Raw genomic sequence first — 19,575 nt, 5'->3', positions numbered from 1 at the left:
CATCGGCTTTTTGCTTTCTACATACTTCTTAGCTTCTTAGCTTCTTAGCTTCTTAGCTTCTTAGCTTCTTAGCTTCTTAGCTTCTTAGCTTCTTAGCTTCTTAGCTTCTTAGCTTCTTAGCTTCTTAGCTTCTTAGAATAGTCGACAATCAATAACACCAGCATACCAGCCAATAACCCCACACCCCCATTCACAACTGAAGGTACTAACATGCTGATTACGTTCACATCAGGTAAAACGTCCATCAGAATATGAAGCCAATCATGCGATTGCGGAATACTGTGCATGATAATGCCACCACCAACAAGAAACATCGCGATAGTGCCGATAACCCCGAGCGCCTTCATTAAATAAGGAGCCGCCTGTACCAATCCCTGACCAAACTTATTCTTAAAAGAGCCCGCTTCACTATTGGCAACCAGATAAAAACCAGCATCATCGAGTTTAACAATACCTGCAACAAGGCCATAAACACCTATTGTCATGACAACGGCAATCAAACTTACTACCGCTAACTGAGTTAAAAACACTTGTTCTTGCACTGTCCCTAACGCTATGACAATAATTTCAGCTGAGAGAATAAAATCCGTTCTGATTGCCCCTGCTATTTTCTTACGCTCAAATTCAACAGGATCAAGGTTAGTTTCTAACTCTTCGGCAAGGGTGTCTTGATCATGGTTTGCTTCATCTGAACTTGAAGAAGAATGCAGCCATTTCTCTGCTATTTTTTCTGCACCTTCAAAACATAAGTACAAACCACCAGCCACTAACATAGGCGTAATTAACCACGGCGCAATAGCGCTAATAAGCAGTGCCGCTGGCACAAGTATCAACTTATTGCGAAAAGACCCTTTGGCAACAGCCCATACCACGGGGATTTCTCTTTCAGCCCGCACACCCGAAACCTGTTGGGCATTCAGGGCCAAATCATCCCCTAGTACGCCCGCGGTTTTACGTGCAGCAATTTTGGTCATTGCTGCGACATCATCCAGCACGCTCGCGATATCATCCAACAACGTTAATAAACTTAACCCAGCCAAGGTCATTACCTCACTAAAAATGGTTAAACATCATTGATAATGAACCTGCACCTGATATTTTACAAATAAGGCTTTCACGGTTAATCGTCACAATTAAATAATGCCCAGCAAGGCTAGCGGAGAATACAAAAACCATGAGCACCATAACCCTTACACGCGATCAAAAAGATGTACTTGTTGCCAAGCTACAACACTATTTCAATCAAGAACTCGATCAGGAGCTTGAACAATTTGACGGTGAGTTCTTACTTGATTTCATAGCAAAGGAGATGGGGGCACATTTCTACAATCAAGGCCTATACGACGCACAGACTGTGATTGATCGTCGCATCGACGATATTCGAGAAGCTATTTACGAGATTGAGCAACCCACCTCTTAAACCCTACCAGGGCTATATTTGTTCAGCCCCAACCTTTCGCGCTAAGCATGACTTCCTAACATATGTGTTATCCCCTCTATATATAGAGGGGATAATATAGCTGACATATCTTATTGCGTTACTCCTACCCCAAACCGCCCCATAAAGATGTTTTCGGTGTACTCACACCGACCAAGAGGAGTCGGCACAACCTCATAATCAGGGACGTTTTATTCACACAAATGCACGATTATCTAGTGCGCAGTAGCAAAGCCTAAAATGTGTTGTGTATAACTCATTAGAGGTAAAAACAACAATACATGCGATTGCATAACGTTTTTTACACTCATCTACTGCTCAATGAAAATCATCAACGCTGTCATAAATAATTAACCCTCAGAAAAACATAGATAAAATCCTCATTCCAGCGCAATAGATTACTTGTTAAACCTTTAATATGACTGCGAAATATTAATTCTTAATAGTGACTAGCATCACACTAATTCATCGCGAATTATTTCGAACACGAAACATTTTAGACTGGTTTTTCATGATTCAAGCTGGTAGAGTGCCTCCCCTCACGCATACTGTGAGATATTTATGTCTACGATTAGTCAGAAAACTAGCGACAAACTTGTTCCAACACTAACAATTGGATTTATCCTCTTATTCATACTTGCAGCCCTTTTTGATCTGTCTACTTTCACTGCAGCGATTAAGTCAATGTTTACTTCAGCATCGGCGACTTTCGGTTACTGGTGGCAGTGTTTGATGATCATGAACTTTGCTTTAGCGCTTATCATTGCAGCAAGCCGCTACGGTAAAGTGAAAATGGGTGGTGAGTCCAAGCCAACGATTGGTACATTTCGTTGGGTAGCAATGATCATGTGTACCCTGCTTGCGGGCGGTGGTGTATTCTGGTCTGCGGCTGAGCCGATCTTCCACTTCATTACTCCTTCACCAAGTTTTCCTGGCGTAGAGGGCAGCACTGCAGCCGCCGTTACCCCAGCCTTAAGCCAAAGTTTCATGCACTGGGGTTTCCTTGCATGGGCCGTACTTGGCACACTAAGCACTATTGTATTGATGTATGCCCACTACCAATGTGGCGTTAAACTACGACCTCGTGCTCTGCTATACCCTATTCTTGGCAACAAACTTGAAAACCATTGGTTTGGTTCAGTGATTGACTCTTGTTCTATCATTGCTGTTGCTGCAGGTACTATTGGCCCAATTGGTTTCCTTGCAACCCAGTTAGGTTACAGCCTGACTGTATTAACAGGCATGGAAAACTCTTTGTTCACGCAAGTGTTGATCCTATCTGGTGTTGTGGCGATTTACTCTGTTTCAGCCTTCACAGGTATGGACAAAGGCTTACAATGGCTAAGCCGCATGAATGTGATTGGCGCATGTACGCTACTGGTCGCTATTTTGGTATTAGGCCCTACGGGCTTCATCTTTGAGCAGTTTGGCCTAGCATTTGGTCATTACATCCAAAACCTACCAGAGATGAGCCTGAGTTCATCTGACCCAAGCTGGAACTCATGGTGGACATGGTTCTTCTGGGGTTGGTTCATTGGCTTCGCACCTATGATGGCAATCTTTATTGCACGTATCTCTAAAGGTCGTAGTATTCGTGAACTTATCTTAACCGTTGCTGTTGCCGCACCTATCGCGACTAACTTCTGGTTCTCGGTACTAGGTGGTACAGGTATTGGCCTTGAATTAGCCAATCCTGGTAGCATTTCAGGCCCTCTTAGCGAAGGTGGCTTACCAGCAGTACTGCTTGCATCATTAGCTCAGCTACCATTTAGTACATTGCTGATTCCTGCGTTCCTTATGTTGACGACAACATTTGTAGCAACAACAGGTGACTCCATGGCGTACTCTATCGCAATGGCAGTATCTGGTGATAAAGAGCCGTCTAAAGTTCAGCGTCTGTTCTGGGCTATTATGATGGGTGTTGTTGCTGGCGTACTACTGATTGCTGGTGATGGTGGTTTGAATGCACTTCAATCATTCATCGTCATTACAGCCGTACCCGTTTCGTTCTTGGTTGCCGTTACCTTCATTACAGGCCCTATCGCTGTTGTGAAAATGCACGCTGAAACGCAAAAACAACCTAAGAAAAGTAAAGAGTGTGAAACCGCAACACCTGTTGCAGCTATGGCTGAAAATGCACGCTAAGCACCCTCTATACACTAACGCATGACATCTTAAGCCCGCTTTTACAGCGGGCTTTTTTACATATAAAAGAAAACTTTCCTACCGCATCACCTTGAAATCATTAAATCTCACTCGGTATTTTCAGCAGCAAAATATCAACTAAGCAAAGGTACAGACCAAAAGCATTGATAAAAAACATCGTTCAAATTAAACTATGCCCATAATTATTACGAGATTTAACCAATGAAAGTAAAGTATCTAGTGACATCAATCGTTTTAGCAAGCATGCTCTCTGGTTGTGGTGGAGGCAGTAGCGACAGTAACAATTCAGGTACAGGCACAAAACCGCCCCCACCAATAAAGCCTCAAATTAAAAAAGGGGCGTTTAGCCTCGCGACAGGTATAGCAAATGACAAAGCGGCCCCAATCCTTGATGGTTACACCCCTTTTCGTTTTAGCTTTGTGAATGAACGTACCGATATTTCGCCGACATCACCAGCCCGCATTTCAATTGAAAACGACTCATCTGCAATCTTCCGTCACTACAATTTGCGCCAAGAAACGGCGGCAACAAAAGTAAACGGTCATCAGTTTGCTCTACAAAGCTACGGTACGAATACACAAGAAGTTGGCATTACTTTGTCTTACACAGCAGATGCAAGCCAACGGACAGATACGGTCAAGTACCAACACTACCGCGATGCCAAAGCACATTACTTCTTCGCACCAACAGCAACGGATCCTGATAACAATAAGTTCGGCTATCAAGAGAGCATGTTCCGCATTTTTGTTGATAAAGAGGATTGGGATAAAGCAGGGAAAGTTGCGGTCATCAACCGATTGACTCACAATAATGTTCAAAGTGATGAGCTAAAAGCTTGTATCGCTGTAGTTACAAATAACAGTGCTCCTTTCTTTAATACGGAGCTTGTTGAAGCACAAAAACACACTAACCTAAGCCATTTTGTGACAGGTGCTTTACCGAGCAAAATCACACACAAAACCTTACTGATAGGGCTTGAGTTGGATGAAAGCAGCCTGCCTGCCGATTCAGTATTTAACAAACCAAATAACGCTACAAAGCAGTCATTCCTTGATATCTGCAAATTGCAAAATTCCAGTATCAACTACGCTGTAGAACTCAACCTGATGCCATACCAACAGCAAGATACGGCACTCGTACTGTTCAACGACAGCGGTAAACTTGCCGTTCAAGCCAGTAAGCTGCCACTACTCACTTGGCGAGCAGAGCAACAAGCAACAAAGTGAACCACTCACCAAAACAATAACGTCTCATTGCCAGACATAAAATAGCCCTACAACGAATTCTTGTTCATTGGTAGGGCTACCTTCCTATAATATTAACACTCAGATGCGACTTGCTGCGTTTCCGCCAATGTTTTTTGCCGCTCATGCCGACTCACTGCGCTGTATAGCACCATCATCACGGCACACGCGCCTAAACATAAAAAGAAGAGCTCACTCGCACCATACATCTGAATAATCACACCGCCCAATAAGGGTGCGAAAGCAAAGCCAAGAGAGTAAATAGCCGCGGCACCGAAATAGCTTCCACGAAGGTGAGCTGGCGCTAACTTGTCGATTTGTACATTCAATGTTGGAAAAGCAATCACTTCCCCAAGGCTTAAAACGAAACAAGCGATCAACCACCCCATAGGCCAATCAACAGGAACCATCAAAAAACCAACTTGCGATAAAGCCATCAAGCCCATGCCTATTTGACTACGTGTAAATAATGGAAACCGCTGTAATAACCGTAAGATAGGGAACTGAAATAAAATGATAGTGCAGGTGTTAACCATCACCAACGCGCTCACAAAAAACGCTGCATTATCTAAACCAGAGCGCACAATGATTTGTGGTATGGACGATTCATACTGACCATAAACAAACATCATGATGATATTGGCAATCAGTAACTTAATAAACAGCCTATCTTTTAAAACCACCCGTAAGGTTCGGCCAAAATGCGTGACTTCAGAAGCACCTTGTTGCTTCACTTCTGGATATAAACGGAAGCAATTCCAATACAAGAGGCTAAATAACACGTATATACCTCCAGTTATCACAAACAGCACTTGTGGCTGCTTTAGCGCTAATGTAATGCCAATTAATGGTCCTATCGCACCGCCTAAATTGATAATGAAATACCTCACATTCATCGCCAATTCGCGGTCTTTAACATTACTGAGGTTATCGCTGATCACCGCTTTTGCTGGCGCTTCGATCATAGGTCGCATTAACCCACAGCACATGATCAACACAAAGAATTGCCATAACGCGTTTGCGAAGCCAATCCCGGCATAACACAATGCGGCAACCATACACCCGCTGATCATGACCCACTTGCGACCAAATTTGTCGGATAGAAAACCTGAATACAGCCCAGCAAATACACCAACAACAGCAGAAGATGCAAGCATACCGCCCACTGTAATTGCGTCAGCTTGAAAGTCTTTATAAAGAATAACAATCAAAAAGGGCCAAGCCATGAAGTAACTTGTCCGTGCCATTAAGGTACCAATCAGCACTGTCCATACTGTTGGCGTAAAATGAGACAGTCGGGACCATTTCAATAAGGCGTCATCATCAGTAATGGCTGTTTTATGACGTTCAATGGCCTTTCCATCAGGTGGTGTTGAGCGTGCTGATGATACGTTTGTAGGTGATGGCATTCGCTTTCCTTTTCATAATTAACGATCCCTGTGTTGCTCACTCGCCTTTATAAACAGTGACATTTTGCCTTTTCATCGATCTTTATGTCGTCAGCCTCGATAAAACACCTATTCATTCTTGGGGTTATTAACCGCTATACGCCAAACCTGAACAAAGTTTATCGGGAGGCCATATTGGCAATTGGGGCTTACCAAGTATTTATGAGCAAACTTTAGCCTACCCCTATTTCGCTAGAAAGTTATGCTAAATTTAAATGCATTTTTTTACCCGCTGACAATAAACCCCCAAATTTAGAATTAAATACAAAAAGTGCTACTAGCATAAAGACTTACAATATAAAAAGTATGACAAACAAGCCTCTGGCCACCTTACTCACCTCATCACCATAAAAATCACTCATCAACACCATCAATCTTGTTTGATTTTCTATCACTTTTTTATTAGTATCCGCGCACAGAGTAGATTGAGCATTTACTCAATACGACAACAACACTTGGTCGAATATCTGATGAGGACCGGAATCTCATCACGCTCACATATCAATTTAGGTATTTTCATACCGACTCTCAGCAGGATCAGCAAGATTCTGCCACTCAGTTGGCTGATCGGCAGGATACGCCCGTAATCACCAACACATTCAATAATACGTGTTTGTGCATGTCATTTATTGCCATGCATTCTCGCCGCTATTGCGGCTTTGCGTTCTTTATACGATAGGAGTTTTTATGCCTAACGGATTAATGCTATCTGATCTTGCGATTGCAGGCGGACTGTTGATTCTGGGTAAGGTTTTACGTGTGCATATCACTTTGTTGCAACGTATGTACCTACCTTCTGCGGTAATCGCAGGTATTTTAGGTTTAGCACTTGGCTCTGCAGGCCTTGACCTGCTACCTTGGAGCGATACATTTGCCAGTAACGCAGGCTTACTAACCGCAGCATTGTTTTCTGCTCTCGGTCTTGCAACCGATGTTCCCTCACCATCTATTGTGGCCAAACGTGCCGGTAGTATGTGGGCCTTCAACCAAATAGCATCTGTTTCTCAGTGGCTATTTGCTGCTATGTTCGGTTTGTTCTTAGCGAGCTTTGTGTTTACCGATTTAAACCCAGCGTTTGGCATTCCTATGTCTGCTGGCTTTATGGGGGGACACGGTACATCTGCTGTTGTTGGTGACATTTTCACTAACTTGGGCTGGGAAGACGCTTTCACTCTGAGCCTGACATTTGCGACAGCGGGAATTTTCATTTCCATTGCCGTTGGTATGCTTATTTTACAAATTGCGCTAAAACTTGGCTTAATCAAGACATTTAGCACGTTTGCCAATATGAACCAACATGAACGCAAAGGCTTGATCCAAGAAAATGATCAGCGCTGGGCAATGAAATCAACCATGTCTTCCTTGTCTGTTGATTCCTTTGCGATTCATGCCGCGTTAGTTGTTGTGGTAACAGCGTTCTCTTATGCTTCTGCTGATTTTCTATCGTCGTTCCATGACAAAGTCCAAATCCCAACCTTCGTAACAGGTTTCTTGGGCGGTATGTTTGTTCGTATGGTTGCCCAACGTACAGGTGCATCACAGTACCTCTGCGATGGCGCATTTAACCATGCATCAGGTATTAGTACGGATTACCTAATTGTCTTTGGCATCTCCGCAATTAAAGTCACAGTCTTAGTCCAGTACATAATGCCTATGGCTGTGCTTGCAACAGGCGGTGTACTCTTTACTCTGTTCCTTATCTTCTGGGTTGCCCCTCGTATCATGGGTGATAACTGGTTCGAGAAAGGTATTTTTTCTTGGGGATGGCTAACCGGTACCGTTGCCATGGGGATCGCATTACTGCGTATTGTTGATCCAGAAATGAAGAGCAAAGTATTAGACGACTATGCTATCGCTTATGTACCAGGTTCAATCACGGATATCTTTATTATCTCGTTAATGCCACTGGCTATGTATTCGGGTTATCACTGGCATGCATTAGCAATTGGCCTCGCTTACATTACTTTTGTTTTATTTATTTGGCGATTTGTATTCCAAAGAAACAAAGTGCTTGCAACACAGTAAGCGAGCAACTATTAGTTTACTCAAGAGAGACTCAGGTCTCTCTTTTTTATTACTCAATAACCAGTAAAACGATCAGCTAGCTTCAACCTTAACACCATTACGACCATTTTCCTTCACTTGATACAATGCACTATCCGCTTTTACGAGCCATTCTTGCCAGCGCTCAGCAAGCTTATCTTTGGATTCAACTTCAACGCCACCTATTGAAACGGTTACAGCCAGCATTTTGTCTTCAATAGTGACATTTTCTAACTGCACCGAACGACGAATACGTTCCAATAACTCGTGGGCTTTTGAGCTTTCACTGACAGAGAAAATAGCAACAAACTCCTCCCCTCCCCATCGGGCTACTTTATCATTGCCTCGGCAACTTTGCTGGAGACGAGTGGCTAATTCTTGTAATACTCGATCACCAATATCATGACCATGAAGGTCATTAATCTGTTTGAAATAATCGATATCAAGCAAGGCAACAATATATCGGCTTGCTTTGGGCACATCACCTTTAATTTGACCTGTGATCCACTGCTGAATATAACGGCGATTGTACATACCTGTCAGAGGGTCTTGAAACGATTGCTCTGTTAATGACACGTTAGATTGAGCCAGTTCAACATTGTCTTTTGATAAGTGACTATTACGGCGATACAGTAATGCCAGAATGGCAATGCCTAATAAAATACTCAACAGTAAAATTATTTCACGAGAGTGCTGCGACTCGATCTGTGATGACTTCAGCTGGCTCTCAGCTCGTAACAACGCAATTTGGTGCTCTTTTTGTTGGGTGATGTACTGTGTCTGAAGTGAGCGAATCTCTTCTCGCTTTTGACTCAAGTAATGGCTTTCTTTATCATTTACATAACGCTGAAAATACTCTAATGACACTTTATAGTTGCCATTTGTGCTATAAATTTCTGATAGCAACTTATACAGCCTAATCACCTGAGAGTTGCTTCCATACTCTTTATAAATATCAATGGCAACCAAGGCTGTACTGATCGCTTTATTCAGCTCTTTGAGCTCAAAGTACGCTAAAGACTTTGATTCATAACAGAATGCCCGTCCTAGTTTATCTTTAATATTATCAGCGAGTTGTAAGCACTCTTGTGACATTCTAAGTGAGGCTTCAAGTTTATTTTCATCAAGTAGCACTGATGTGTAATTCGTCAGCGTTACTAACTGAACATAGCTTGATCCTGTTTTTGAAGCATGTTTAATTGCTTTACGGATATAACCAGCTTCTTCACTTCCCTTATTATAGTAATTTGCCACTATCCCCGCATGAATATTAAGTAACGCGGCCGTATAATCATTTTTTATATTATTAAGATTGTAGGTTTCAAATGCCTTTTCATTATATTTTTTCGCTAACGACCATTGTTCAAGCTCTTCATATATATTACCAATATTCGACAATACCAAAGCCACTTGAGCGTAATCTTGCTGCTCTTCAAAATAAGCTAATGCTTTAAGGTAATTCGACAAAACCTGATCATATTTGGATTGATAAAACCAAATGTTAGCCTGCCACTTTAGTGCACGCGCCGTCATGTTTTTGAACCCGGTTTGCTTCGCAATAATGAGCACTTCGTCCAAGTAAGCGAGTCCATCGTCATACTGTGCTGTCTCTTTTGCTAGAATAGCACGGTGCAATAACGCCTCACCTCTAATCCACGGCTGCTTCAGTTTCTTAGCCAATACTTCCAACTCAGAAATAATATCTATTGGTGCTTCATCCGTGAGCGTGTATGCCTCAAGGCGTGACATGGTCAAGACATAATATACACGTTCCCAATCTGTCATTGGCTCGCCTGACTTGCCAGCTTTAAACTGCTTAATCAAACTGTAGGCTTGCTCGGGGTCTCGTAAAGACTGAATGTAAGCAGCCGCTAGACGACTATCTTGCTTCACTCCTTTCGTGTAGATGAAATCACTCGGCTTTCCTTGCACTGGCTGTACACAACCAAGGCAAAGTGAAAGGACTAATCCACTTACGCGTAAAATAGAAAATAAAGAAGGTAGTTGCAGATGATACATAATGGGGTAGAAATTGGTTATTTGATCGCCATCATCATGGTGTTAGCGGGCTTAGTCAACAATCAAATGACATAAAGGCTGTATCGTGAAGTAAGTGCACAAAATCGCGCCAAGGCAACATCCAAAAAGGATTTAATTGTTGTTCTTGTACCAAAAACCCCCTTGCCCTCTTTCAATAAACTGTCATTTGTGACCCATATTTTCGCCTAACCCGTACTTTTGACATATTAATTCGTATTCAATGACTTAGCATCAAAATTGAGTGAAATAAAGCACACCAAACAAAAAGAGGGAAACCTATAAGCATGATTATAGGTTGATAGAGGAAGTTGGAAAAATAACATTATTTTGCGAGAAGTTAGCGACATTTATCATGCATTAATACCAAGACACTGACATCCACATGACAACATTCCCCTCACGGCAGTTTATTGTGTGTATTATCAATAGTGAATAAACAGGCATTTATGAAACAACTACTTTCATGTCTATTAGCTGTGACGTTTTTAGCCCCAACTATGGCGTGGGCAAAAAAAGAGCATCACCATGATGTTATCGTGGTTAAACATAAAAAACACAAGCACAAGCACAAGCACCACCATGTGAATCAAGTGATTGTGGTCCATCAACCTCCACGTAAACAGCACTTTCACCACTCATCGTTACCAGAAATTGCAACGTTCGCCGTTATTGCGGGAGTTTCTTATGCCATTATCGACAATGTGTTTTACAAAAAATCAGGGGAAAGATACGAATACGTGGAAAAGCCACCACATTAAGTTCTCTCCCCCCCATATTGTCAGCTTACCTATACATAGGAGACTTAAGCCGCATCATTGCGGCTTATAATGTTTTGGCTAGGTGTTTATCCCAAATATCAAATAACGTATCACGCGTTTTAATAGGCAGCATTGCAATACGTCTCGCACTCCAACACCCAAACAGGTATTCCGCCATTTCTAGCGCAATAGGAAAGTCATCAGAACCATAGTGCTGGAGAGCTTGCTCAACATCACAAAGAGATAGTCCGGCAGTATCCCAGCGCAATTTTCGCGCTTCAGATTGATTGAACCATTCAATAGAAAGTGTCATTTATATCCTTTGTACTTATTCAGCATAAAGTATATTTTACGATATGTTTTATACGAAAACATGATGAACAACAGGTTTAAGAAACTTATTTATTCAAAACACTCATATTCAACAATCACTATTTTTAACGGGTTATATTTGCTAACACTTTCCTACATTCTATGATCGTTTTTTAATAGTAAACACGTTCAGTTACAGTATTTAATCTTACCTATTGCACGCCCATTTTTATTTTATATTTCGTTATAGCATGATTAAAGAAATCACGATCATCGTCATCAGCAATGCTTTCCGCTTGTGTTGTGATCGCCTCATAACCCGCTTTTGCATTTTTTAGCTGCCACACTATGTATGCTGCCTGTTTGTCTAGTTCAATGCGGTTCTTTTCTGCAGGTGATAACAGTGTCAGGTTATGCATATCTTCCTCAAATTACTCAATGTGCAAGTGCACGCATCTTAACACCATGCCAGCCCTCGCACATGTGATTTTATCTGTTCCTCTCGTCTCATGCCTTCAAAAATAAGACAGCACAAGCTCACTACGCTTAAACAACAAACCAAATAATCGCGTTAATCCTTAGGTTGCCATGTACTAAATACATGGACTACGTAGAGGTTTAGCCAGCACTGAATGAAAAAGAGCCAATGCGTAAATTAATTTTCCTATTATATGGCGTGTTAATTAGCTTATTGTCACTGACACAAATAGAGCTTCTACACCTCACTTTTGCCTATCATGACAAAATTGAGCACTTTGCAGCATATAGTGTCTTTACGCTGCTCGCTTATTTTTGCACTCGAAATCGACAATGGGCTATCGTGCTCTGTATCGGCATTATCATTTATGGTGGCATACTCGAAGTGTTACAAGCATCCAGTACGGGACGTATTGCTTCAATCGCAGATTTTTGCGCTAACGTGCTCGGGGTTATGGGGGGCGTATTGATTATTAGAATGTATCGCACAAGTGCCATTCATGCTAATCGCAAATTGAACTGAGAAATCAATGACGAGGCAGATTAGATCGCTCTATGTGTGCTAAGCCAAGCCGCTGACGGTATTGCTCTGGAGTACAATTTGCGTGACGTTTAAATAAGGTAATAAAAGGGGAAGCTTGATGGTAACCCAAGGTTAAAGCGGCTTCCTTCACCGACATCCCTCTTCGCAATAAATGTAAAGCATAAACAAATTTACGACGCTGACGCCATTCAGTAAAACTCATCCCTAGCTTATCTTGGCAATGCCGCGCTAATGTACGCTCAGTGGTATGGCGTTTTGTTGCCCACTCTGCAAGTGTAACACTGCTCGTAGGGTTGCGTTCTAACTCTAATAATATTGGTTTAAGCAGCTTATCATCCGACATAGGAAGGAACTGGTCATGTTCTTTTGCTTGCTTCACTTGATCAAACAAGACACTGATAAGGCGCTTATCTTGCTCTGTTTCTGCCACCGTGACACAACGGTGTTTCAAGTCATTAATGATGGCTTCCATAATAGGGTTAACTTCAAGCAAGCAGGCGTATTGGGGCAACGCATCAGCCAGAGGATGAACAATATTCATCGAACAATAATTCATGCTTCGGCGCATATAGCTTTCGTGTTCAACGCCAGCAGGCACCCAAACCGCGTATTGTGATGGCGATAAAAATCGTTTCCCTTCAGCATTGAGTTCAAGTATACCACCACTGATCAGCTGCAATTGCCCCCATGAGTGACGGTGTTTTAAGGTAGAAGTGTTGGAGAGAAAAACTTCATGACCAAAAAATATCTGTGCCGGTGGGTTGTGATCATCGAAAAGAGGTTGGTAGATTTTACTCATATTCACCGAAGCTGTGAGATTAGTTGCGATAACCCAACTAAAGTAATCGCATTCATAGCAGGGTGCAATACCTTACAAAAGACTCTAGTACTCGATGACATAAACCTCTGCGCCTTAGCACAGAGGTAAAGGTACTGTAGCTGATATTAGGCTGTTCGGACATTCATCGTGATTTCTGCGGTAAAGACGGTATTGCCTTCCGTATCTTTGACCTCGACAGGTACGATTTTATCGCCTTCACTCGTCCAATCAATATTCTCGCCATTGGCAACCGCCGTCAGATCTGTCTTTGCCTTTTTGACATATTTCACTGTCATACCCGTTGGTATCCAACGACTTTTCCCCGAAATAGAAACATCCGTCATTAAACCACCTGCTAATTCAGCCATATTACACATCGCAATAGCATGCACGGTATTAAGGTGGTTAGTCACACGGCGACGCTTGCCAATCTGAACTTGCGCATAACCAGGTTTGAGTTCTGTCACTGTTGGCTTAATCGAACCAAAATAGGGTGCCATTCGACAAACTACCCATGAAAAAATTCGACGGCCGAAAGGGACTTTACTTAATCTTTGATAGATCTTTAGGTTCTTACGCATTGAAAACTCCTTTTTCAACATTCTGGTCTGACCACAGTATAGACCAAAGTTACCAAATACAATAAATCACGCTGATTGTCCTCACAGTGCTGACACCCTTTCCTTTTAAGAAAGAATTAAACAGAAATTCATCAACAATTATATAAACCTTTTTTATCAGTTAGTTATAAACGCAATAAAACAGGGCACGATTAAAGCTGAGGCTCATTCAAGATATAAATCACACAAATGTCTGACTATGCCCCTGTTATGTCCGATTAGAGATATGTATAGCTTAGCTGACGTGACACAATACTATTCTCAAGCGACATATTTCTTCTTTATTTCAACAGAGGCAGCCAATGCTCTATTTATTCCCTTTAATTACCGTAGCGATTTGGGCAGGGAATGCCATCGTTAACAAAATGGCTATTAGCGTAATCGATCCTGGCGCAATTTCTTTTTATCGCTGGTTCTTCGCTATGCTTGCGTTATCACCATTTATGGCAAAATCTGTATGGAATGCACGTAAAACGATAAAACCATACCTACCTAAAATATGCTTTCTTGCCTTTCTTGGTATGGTATTGAACCAATCTTTAGGCTACTTCGCTGCTGAAACAACGACTGCGACTAATATGGCTTTGATCATGTCGTTAGTACCGCTGATCAGCATGTTCATCAGTGTACCTTTATTAAACAGCCGTTTGGCGCCGCTTGCCATTGTCGGTGCTGTACTGTCACTTTCTGGGCTTATTTTAATGCTTAGTCATGGTGATTTGAGCATATTGATCGCTCAAGGGATCAATAAAGGCGATATGCTGGTACTGCTCGCGGCTTTTGTTTACGCGTTATATTGTGTATTGCTTAAACGTTGGCAGATGCCCCTGTCTAACTGGCAATCTGTATATTGCCAAGGACTATTTGCAGTGATGATGCTAACTCCATTATTACTGAGTAGCGAACGCATGACTATCACGCCAGAGTCGTTACCACTGATCATGTATGCCGCAATCCCTGCGTCTGTGATTGCTCCTTGGTGTTGGTTACAAGGCATTCAACGCCTCGGTGCAGATCGTACTGCGATGTTCATGAACCTCATGCCTGTAATGACGGCACTCATTGCTAGCGTGGTCCTAAATGAACAATTGGCTATCTATCACTATGTGGGTGGCATCATGGTGCTAAGCGGCGTAGCTATGGCTCAGAAAAAGCCACGAAAAAACAAACCTGTCGAACTGGCAACGGCATAACAATTATTTGTTCAAATAATAAAGCCCGATCACTTCATCACAGTGCTCGGGCTTTTATCAAATAGATATAAATTTTATACGGTGTAGAGTGACTAATAACTCCACTTTAGCTGGGCAAACAATAAGGTGCTGGCGGATTTACCAAATAAGCTATGCCCTGTGCCATCAAAACGTTGCAACACTGTCATTAATTGCCAATCATCTGCCAAAGAATAACTATTCGATGCGCCAATAAAATAAGAACCATCTTGATAATAGGTACTAGAAAGGGTTACGCGACTCAGAGCTGATATATCAAAACTAACATCGCCATACCAAGTAAATTCGGTAAAGCTCAGTGTTCTTGCGGTTAGCGGCAAATTTAAGAAAGCAATGGCGTTAGTTGGCTCTTGTGGGTTTGATATATAGAGCATGGCAGTACGCCCCATCCAGTTTCGCTGCCCACCAAAACTGTAGTCCATTTCAAGGCTCCCAACAACCGCAGTGGCAAGCTCTGCACCTTGCCACTCATCTTGAGTCGGATCGAACCAGCTCAGTTCACCCCGTAAACCTGCGCCTTTGATATCGCCAGCAAAACCGCCTCCTATTACCTGATCTAACCCCGATTTACCCACCAGCAGTTGTGCATCCCAACCTTGATAATTAAACAAGTAACGTCCTGCATAACTCGTTAATTCGCTGTCATTATTTGGGCTATAAACAAGGTCGACCGAACTGGCATAGCCGAGTTTTTTACTGACAAAGATAGCATCAGAGCCCGGTCTTTCTTCATAGTCAAAATCATAAATCGAATAGGAATTAAATAAGTCATTGGGGTTCCATAGGGTCGCCATTCCCCAATTTATACGAAAGCGACCACCGCGAAATTGCCAATCATTTCGACGCCAATCAAGATATAAACGATCAAACTGACTATTACCGACAACGCCCATTTTATCTAACCAGTTTTTCGAGAGATCCATATAACCAGGATCATAACCAATCAAATCGCCATATCCAGCGAGCTCAGCGGAATCACCAAACAATAAACGATTACGCATACCTAGATTAAAACGCAGCTTATCGTTAAAGCGGTATTCATAATTGAGCCGGTGGTGAATTAAATGATCAAGGCTATTGGATGCTTCATCGGGTATTGTCGCTGTGGCCATGTATTTTACATAACCGCCTAAGTCCCAGCTTTTTTCTGGGGCTAAGCCCGGTATTTGCCCAACAGCAGGCAATGACAGCATAGCGACAATGGCTAACATCCCCTGCGTTTTCACTTGGCCACATCCTCTTGTGTATTTTCCTGTTGCAGCTTGTCTTGTTTCAACTGGCCATCTTCAAACACAATCACACGCCGCGCACGCTTGATCACACGGGGATCGTGCGTTGAGAAAATAAAGGTCGTCCCTTCTTGTTCATTCAAGTGCAACATAATATCAAGTAGCTCGGCGGTGCTCTTGGCATCAAGATTGGCTGTTGGCTCATCAGCCATCACAAAACGCGGGCGCGGCGCTAACGCACGGGCAACCGCAACACGCTGTTGCTGTCCGCCTGACAGTTTAGATGGCACCTTGTGGAGTTGGTCCGCTAGTCCTACTTGGGTCAATAATTCCGTGGCGCGTTGACGGCATTCTTGTTCATTATGCCCTTGCAACTGCATCACAAACTCAACATTTTCAAGCGCAGTTAACACAGGTAACAAGCTGTAATCTTGGAAGATAAACCCAATGTGATCCCGACGAAAAGCAATCAAGGCTTTCTCATCAAGGTTGCAAATATTACAACCATCAATATCCACAGTGCCTGAACTGGGCGTATCTATCCCACCAAGCATATTCAATAAGGTGGTTTTGCCCGAACCAGATGGCCCCATCACGGCAACAAACTCACCTTGCTCAATCGTTAAATCCAGCTGGTGCACGGCATGAACAGGAAAGTCTGTATCTTGATTATAAATTTTACAAAGTTGTTGAGTATGAATTGTCATGATCAGTGTTTCTCCGCCATTGCATCAACAGGACGCTGCTTCAATATTTGCCGAGCCGGATAAATCGCCGCGAATAAGCTGGTAATCACCACAGTAACCACCATTAGTTGATAATCTTGAGCACTTAAACTTGGGTACAACAGGGTATCGACGCCAAATGCACCTAATCCATCCGCTAGTCCGCCCAACGGCAAGCCCGTTGTTTGCAGGATGAGCATCAGTAACATACTCGCGCACACGCCCAACACTACCCCCGCGATGCCAAGTAATACGGATTCAAACATGATCAAAACAAAAATCTTGGACTTCGCCATCCCCACAGCCATCAATACACCAAATTCACGGGTTCGCTCAAATACAGACATCAGCATGATATTCACGATACCAAAGCCCATCGCCACCACAAAAATCATTAACATAATGAAGTTGCTGACCCCAAATGATGCCATAACAGATGCCAACATCGGCTGTATTTGTTGCCAGTCGCGCACGGTATTTTCCGCTGACATCGTTGCCGATAGCTGTTTGCGTACAGACGACAATTGTTCATCATCATTCAACTTAATCGCAATTTCATGGATACCTTCAATGCCACTCAATGTGGCTAAATCGGCTTTTCGAACATAGACATTACCGTCATCGAAGCTGGTCGAGGGTGTTTTGAATAACCCTTTTACGCGAAACGCCGCCCCTGTAACTTCCCCTTCTCCGTCAGTAAATGTCAGTACCACTTTCGAGCCCACTCGTAATTTTAAGCGCTCTGCCGTTTTAACAGACACCAACACAGGATGACGCCCCTGTTCGGTTAACCATTCACCCTCAATAATGTGAGACGCGATTGGAGTCAGTTTAGCTTCTGAATCAAGGTCGATACCGTTAATCCTGACACCTCGGGTACTGCGCGCCGATGCAATCATCCCATCTGCCAATAACCGGCTCAACCATGCTTGTATCGCGAGGTTGTTTTGCAGCTCAAGCTCTATATTGTCAGCGTCCACAATCGTGGCTTGAATGTCAGGATTTTGAATATACCGAGTATTATGTATTTGTAGATGACTGGTTTGCCATGCAATCGCATTGGTGATCATATTATCGAGCAAGGCAGTCATGAAGCCCATCATGCTAGCCACACCCATTAAACCAAACACCATCGCACCTATCATGATGCTAGTGCGGAGTTTGTTACGCCATAAATTGCGCCATGCCAGCTTAATTAGCCAAACATCAATGACCATGAGCGCCTCCTTTTAATGCATCAACCAAGCAAAGGCGGTAAGTTCGCCACATGGGATATAGCAAACACAGCACTAACAAAATCAGCACGATTTGAATTTGATCGAGAAATAACGCGCTATTGATCAGCACGGGAATAATGGGTTCATAGCCCATTTCCAACATCATCTTACCTGTCTCGCCTGTTAGCTCGATAGGGAATGCACTGAACCACAATAAAATGGGTAACGCAGTAAGAACACCAAGCGCAATCCCGAGTAAGCCGATCAAAAGCGACTCAATGCTGATAAGTTGTAAAAGTCGGCTGCGGAGCATACCTGTAGCCAACATCACGCCAAATTCGCGCTGACGCTCCAATGTCATCATCATCAATGTCGCAAATAAGCCAAAACCAACCACACCGTACAAGATGTACATCAAAAACAAGCCACCTGCCCGATCAAGCAATATCTGTTGCGCCATTTCAGGCGATAAATCTTGCCAATCCCGAACGACAACATCCAGAGGACGACCACCAGAAGCTTGCGATGTCATCACGTCATAAGCCAGTTGCAAATCTTGTTCTGTTTGGGGCAGTCCAGCGAGCTCTTTAGTATGTAACACCCAAGATGTAACCTGTTCGCCTGTGCTGTATAGCACTTGAGCCTGTGCTAATGGCATGTATACGAGTTGGTTATCAAGTTGCGAAACGGGGAAATGTAAAATGCCTTTAATACGGTACAGGCCCGCAGCCGTCTGCCCTTGGTAACCTTGCCCATAAAGCACGATTTCATCACCGACAGTAATATTGTAATAACGCGCTAATCCTTCACCAATGAGTACTTGATCATCGACTTGAGTAAGAAATTCACCTTGGCTTAATTTACTGGCAATGCCCGAATAAGCATCTTCTTGCTCTGGCAGTACACCAAGTACCATCACACCTTTCGATTTATCACCTGATGCAGATAGCGCAAAGGACTCGATGCGCGGTAAAATCTGACTGATATTAGCGTGTTGCTTGGCTGGTTGAATAAAAGTAGCAGATGCTGGCAACAAGTCATCAATGCTTTGGCTTTCAACATAATCACTGTTTTGAAGCTGGATCAATCCAGTATAAAATCGCGCAGCATTATCAATATTATTGGCGTAACTGCCTTCTTGAAATCCACGCATCAGTAACGACAAAAATAATGCTAAAGCTAACGCAGAGGCCGTCAGCACAGTGCGCCGCTTTTGTCGCCATAAATTACGCCAAGCAAGTTTAACTAGCATCGCTACCCT

Annotated in this window: 18 protein-coding genes; 7 read left to right on the top strand and 11 right to left on the bottom strand. The window is 42.9% G+C overall.

Translation table 11 applies throughout. The annotated features are described in order from the left end of the window. Positions 1 to 116 precede the first annotated feature (116 nt). On the bottom strand, positions 117 to 1,040 hold the full coding sequence (locus OCU77_RS24735; RefSeq protein ID WP_048899406.1) for a DUF808 domain-containing protein: 924 nt from the start codon (positions 1,038 to 1,040) through the stop codon (positions 117 to 119). A 134-nt stretch (positions 1,041 to 1,174) separates the two neighbouring features. Here OCU77_RS24735 and OCU77_RS24730 point away from each other — a divergent pair, with 134 nt between their 5' ends. The 3 genes from OCU77_RS24730 to OCU77_RS24720 all read left to right on the top strand — a co-directional run bounded on the left by OCU77_RS24730 (position 1,175) and on the right by OCU77_RS24720 (position 4,831). Continuing rightward, on the top strand, positions 1,175 to 1,420 hold the full coding sequence (locus OCU77_RS24730; RefSeq protein ID WP_048899392.1) for a DUF2164 domain-containing protein: 246 nt from the start codon (positions 1,175 to 1,177) through the stop codon (positions 1,418 to 1,420). Positions 1,421 to 1,999: 579 nt separating this feature from the next. After that, positions 2,000 to 3,583, top strand: coding sequence for a BCCT family transporter (locus tag OCU77_RS24725; RefSeq protein WP_048899391.1), 1,584 nt, complete (start codon positions 2,000 to 2,002; stop codon positions 3,581 to 3,583). A 222-nt stretch (positions 3,584 to 3,805) separates the two neighbouring features. Then, complete coding sequence (locus OCU77_RS24720) at positions 3,806 to 4,831, top strand: hypothetical protein (protein WP_048899390.1); 1,026 nt, start codon at positions 3,806 to 3,808, stop codon at positions 4,829 to 4,831. Positions 4,832 to 4,923: 92 nt separating this feature from the next. Here the strand turns inward: OCU77_RS24720 and OCU77_RS24715 are convergent, their stop codons facing one another. Next, positions 4,924 to 6,258, bottom strand: coding sequence for an MDR family MFS transporter (locus OCU77_RS24715; RefSeq protein WP_107302937.1), 1,335 nt, complete (start codon positions 6,256 to 6,258; stop codon positions 4,924 to 4,926). 726 nt (positions 6,259 to 6,984) lie between these two features. Between OCU77_RS24715 and OCU77_RS24710 the strand changes: the two genes are divergently transcribed. Continuing rightward, positions 6,985 to 8,322 carry a sodium/glutamate symporter gene (locus tag OCU77_RS24710; RefSeq protein ID WP_048899389.1) on the top strand — a complete coding sequence of 446 codons (1,338 nt, stop codon included), beginning with the start codon at positions 6,985 to 6,987 and terminating at the stop codon, positions 8,320 to 8,322. Positions 8,323 to 8,394: 72 nt separating this feature from the next. Here OCU77_RS24710 and OCU77_RS24705 read toward each other — a convergent pair whose 3' ends face one another. Continuing rightward, a complete protein-coding gene (locus tag OCU77_RS24705) occupies positions 8,395 to 10,233 on the bottom strand; it encodes a tetratricopeptide repeat-containing diguanylate cyclase (RefSeq protein ID WP_162845629.1) in 1,839 nt (612 codons plus the stop codon). Between the two features lie 593 nt (positions 10,234 to 10,826). Between OCU77_RS24705 and OCU77_RS24700 the strand changes: the two genes are divergently transcribed. After that, positions 10,827 to 11,138 (top strand): hypothetical protein, encoded by a 312-nt coding sequence (locus OCU77_RS24700; protein WP_107302936.1) that lies wholly within the window; start codon positions 10,827 to 10,829, stop codon positions 11,136 to 11,138. Between the two features lie 64 nt (positions 11,139 to 11,202). On the opposite strand, the gene OCU77_RS24695 is transcribed toward OCU77_RS24700, so the two are convergent. Both OCU77_RS24695 and OCU77_RS24690 read right to left on the bottom strand, forming a co-directional pair. After that, positions 11,203 to 11,451 (bottom strand): hypothetical protein, encoded by a 249-nt coding sequence (locus OCU77_RS24695; RefSeq protein ID WP_048899386.1) that lies wholly within the window; start codon positions 11,449 to 11,451, stop codon positions 11,203 to 11,205. Positions 11,452 to 11,662: 211 nt separating this feature from the next. After that, on the bottom strand, positions 11,663 to 11,869 hold the full coding sequence (locus OCU77_RS24690; protein WP_048899385.1) for a DUF3283 family protein: 207 nt from the start codon (positions 11,867 to 11,869) through the stop codon (positions 11,663 to 11,665). Between the two features lie 227 nt (positions 11,870 to 12,096). Between OCU77_RS24690 and OCU77_RS24685 the strand changes: the two genes are divergently transcribed. Further along, positions 12,097 to 12,450 carry a VanZ family protein gene (locus tag OCU77_RS24685; protein ID WP_048899384.1) on the top strand — a complete coding sequence of 118 codons (354 nt, stop codon included), beginning with the start codon at positions 12,097 to 12,099 and terminating at the stop codon, positions 12,448 to 12,450. Positions 12,451 to 12,454: 4 nt separating this feature from the next. Here OCU77_RS24685 and OCU77_RS24680 read toward each other — a convergent pair whose 3' ends face one another. Together OCU77_RS24680 and OCU77_RS24675 are read right to left on the bottom strand one after the other, a co-directional pair. Further along, a complete protein-coding gene (locus OCU77_RS24680) occupies positions 12,455 to 13,270 on the bottom strand; it encodes an AraC family transcriptional regulator (RefSeq protein WP_048899383.1) in 816 nt (271 codons plus the stop codon). A 146-nt stretch (positions 13,271 to 13,416) separates the two neighbouring features. Continuing rightward, complete coding sequence (locus OCU77_RS24675; RefSeq protein WP_048899382.1) at positions 13,417 to 13,872, bottom strand: hotdog fold domain-containing protein; 456 nt, start codon at positions 13,870 to 13,872, stop codon at positions 13,417 to 13,419. A 341-nt stretch (positions 13,873 to 14,213) separates the two neighbouring features. On the opposite strand from OCU77_RS24675, the gene OCU77_RS24670 reads away from it, so the two are divergent. Beyond that, positions 14,214 to 15,104: a DMT family transporter gene (locus tag OCU77_RS24670; protein WP_048899381.1), complete on the top strand. Its 891-nt coding sequence runs from the start codon at positions 14,214 to 14,216 to the stop codon at positions 15,102 to 15,104. 92 nt (positions 15,105 to 15,196) lie between these two features. Here OCU77_RS24670 and OCU77_RS24665 read toward each other — a convergent pair whose 3' ends face one another. Genes OCU77_RS24665 through OCU77_RS24650 form a run of 4 tightly spaced genes read right to left on the bottom strand, consistent with a single transcriptional unit; the run spans position 15,197 to position 19,566 of the window. Further along, the gene (locus OCU77_RS24665; protein ID WP_048899405.1) at positions 15,197 to 16,354 is read right to left on the bottom strand and encodes a hypothetical protein; all 1,158 of its coding nucleotides are present in this window, start codon (positions 16,352 to 16,354) and stop codon (positions 15,197 to 15,199) included. 11 nt (positions 16,355 to 16,365) lie between these two features. After that, positions 16,366 to 17,079 carry an ABC transporter ATP-binding protein gene (locus tag OCU77_RS24660; protein ID WP_048899380.1) on the bottom strand — a complete coding sequence of 238 codons (714 nt, stop codon included), beginning with the start codon at positions 17,077 to 17,079 and terminating at the stop codon, positions 16,366 to 16,368. Positions 17,080 to 17,081: 2 nt separating this feature from the next. Next, positions 17,082 to 18,314 carry an ABC transporter permease gene (locus OCU77_RS24655; RefSeq protein WP_048899379.1) on the bottom strand — a complete coding sequence of 411 codons (1,233 nt, stop codon included), beginning with the start codon at positions 18,312 to 18,314 and terminating at the stop codon, positions 17,082 to 17,084. Next, the gene (locus tag OCU77_RS24650) at positions 18,304 to 19,566 is read right to left on the bottom strand and encodes an ABC transporter permease (RefSeq protein ID WP_107302935.1); all 1,263 of its coding nucleotides are present in this window, start codon (positions 19,564 to 19,566) and stop codon (positions 18,304 to 18,306) included. The genes OCU77_RS24655 and OCU77_RS24650 overlap by 11 nt, the downstream gene beginning before the upstream one ends. Between the last annotated feature and the right edge of the window lie 9 nt (positions 19,567 to 19,575).

It is taken from the genome of Photobacterium swingsii, assembly GCF_024346715.1.
In the GTDB taxonomy this organism is placed as follows: domain Bacteria; phylum Pseudomonadota; class Gammaproteobacteria; order Enterobacterales; family Vibrionaceae; genus Photobacterium; species Photobacterium swingsii.
The sequence above is the reverse complement of the archived record's forward strand: the minus strand, read 5'-3'. Positions and strand labels throughout refer to the sequence as shown.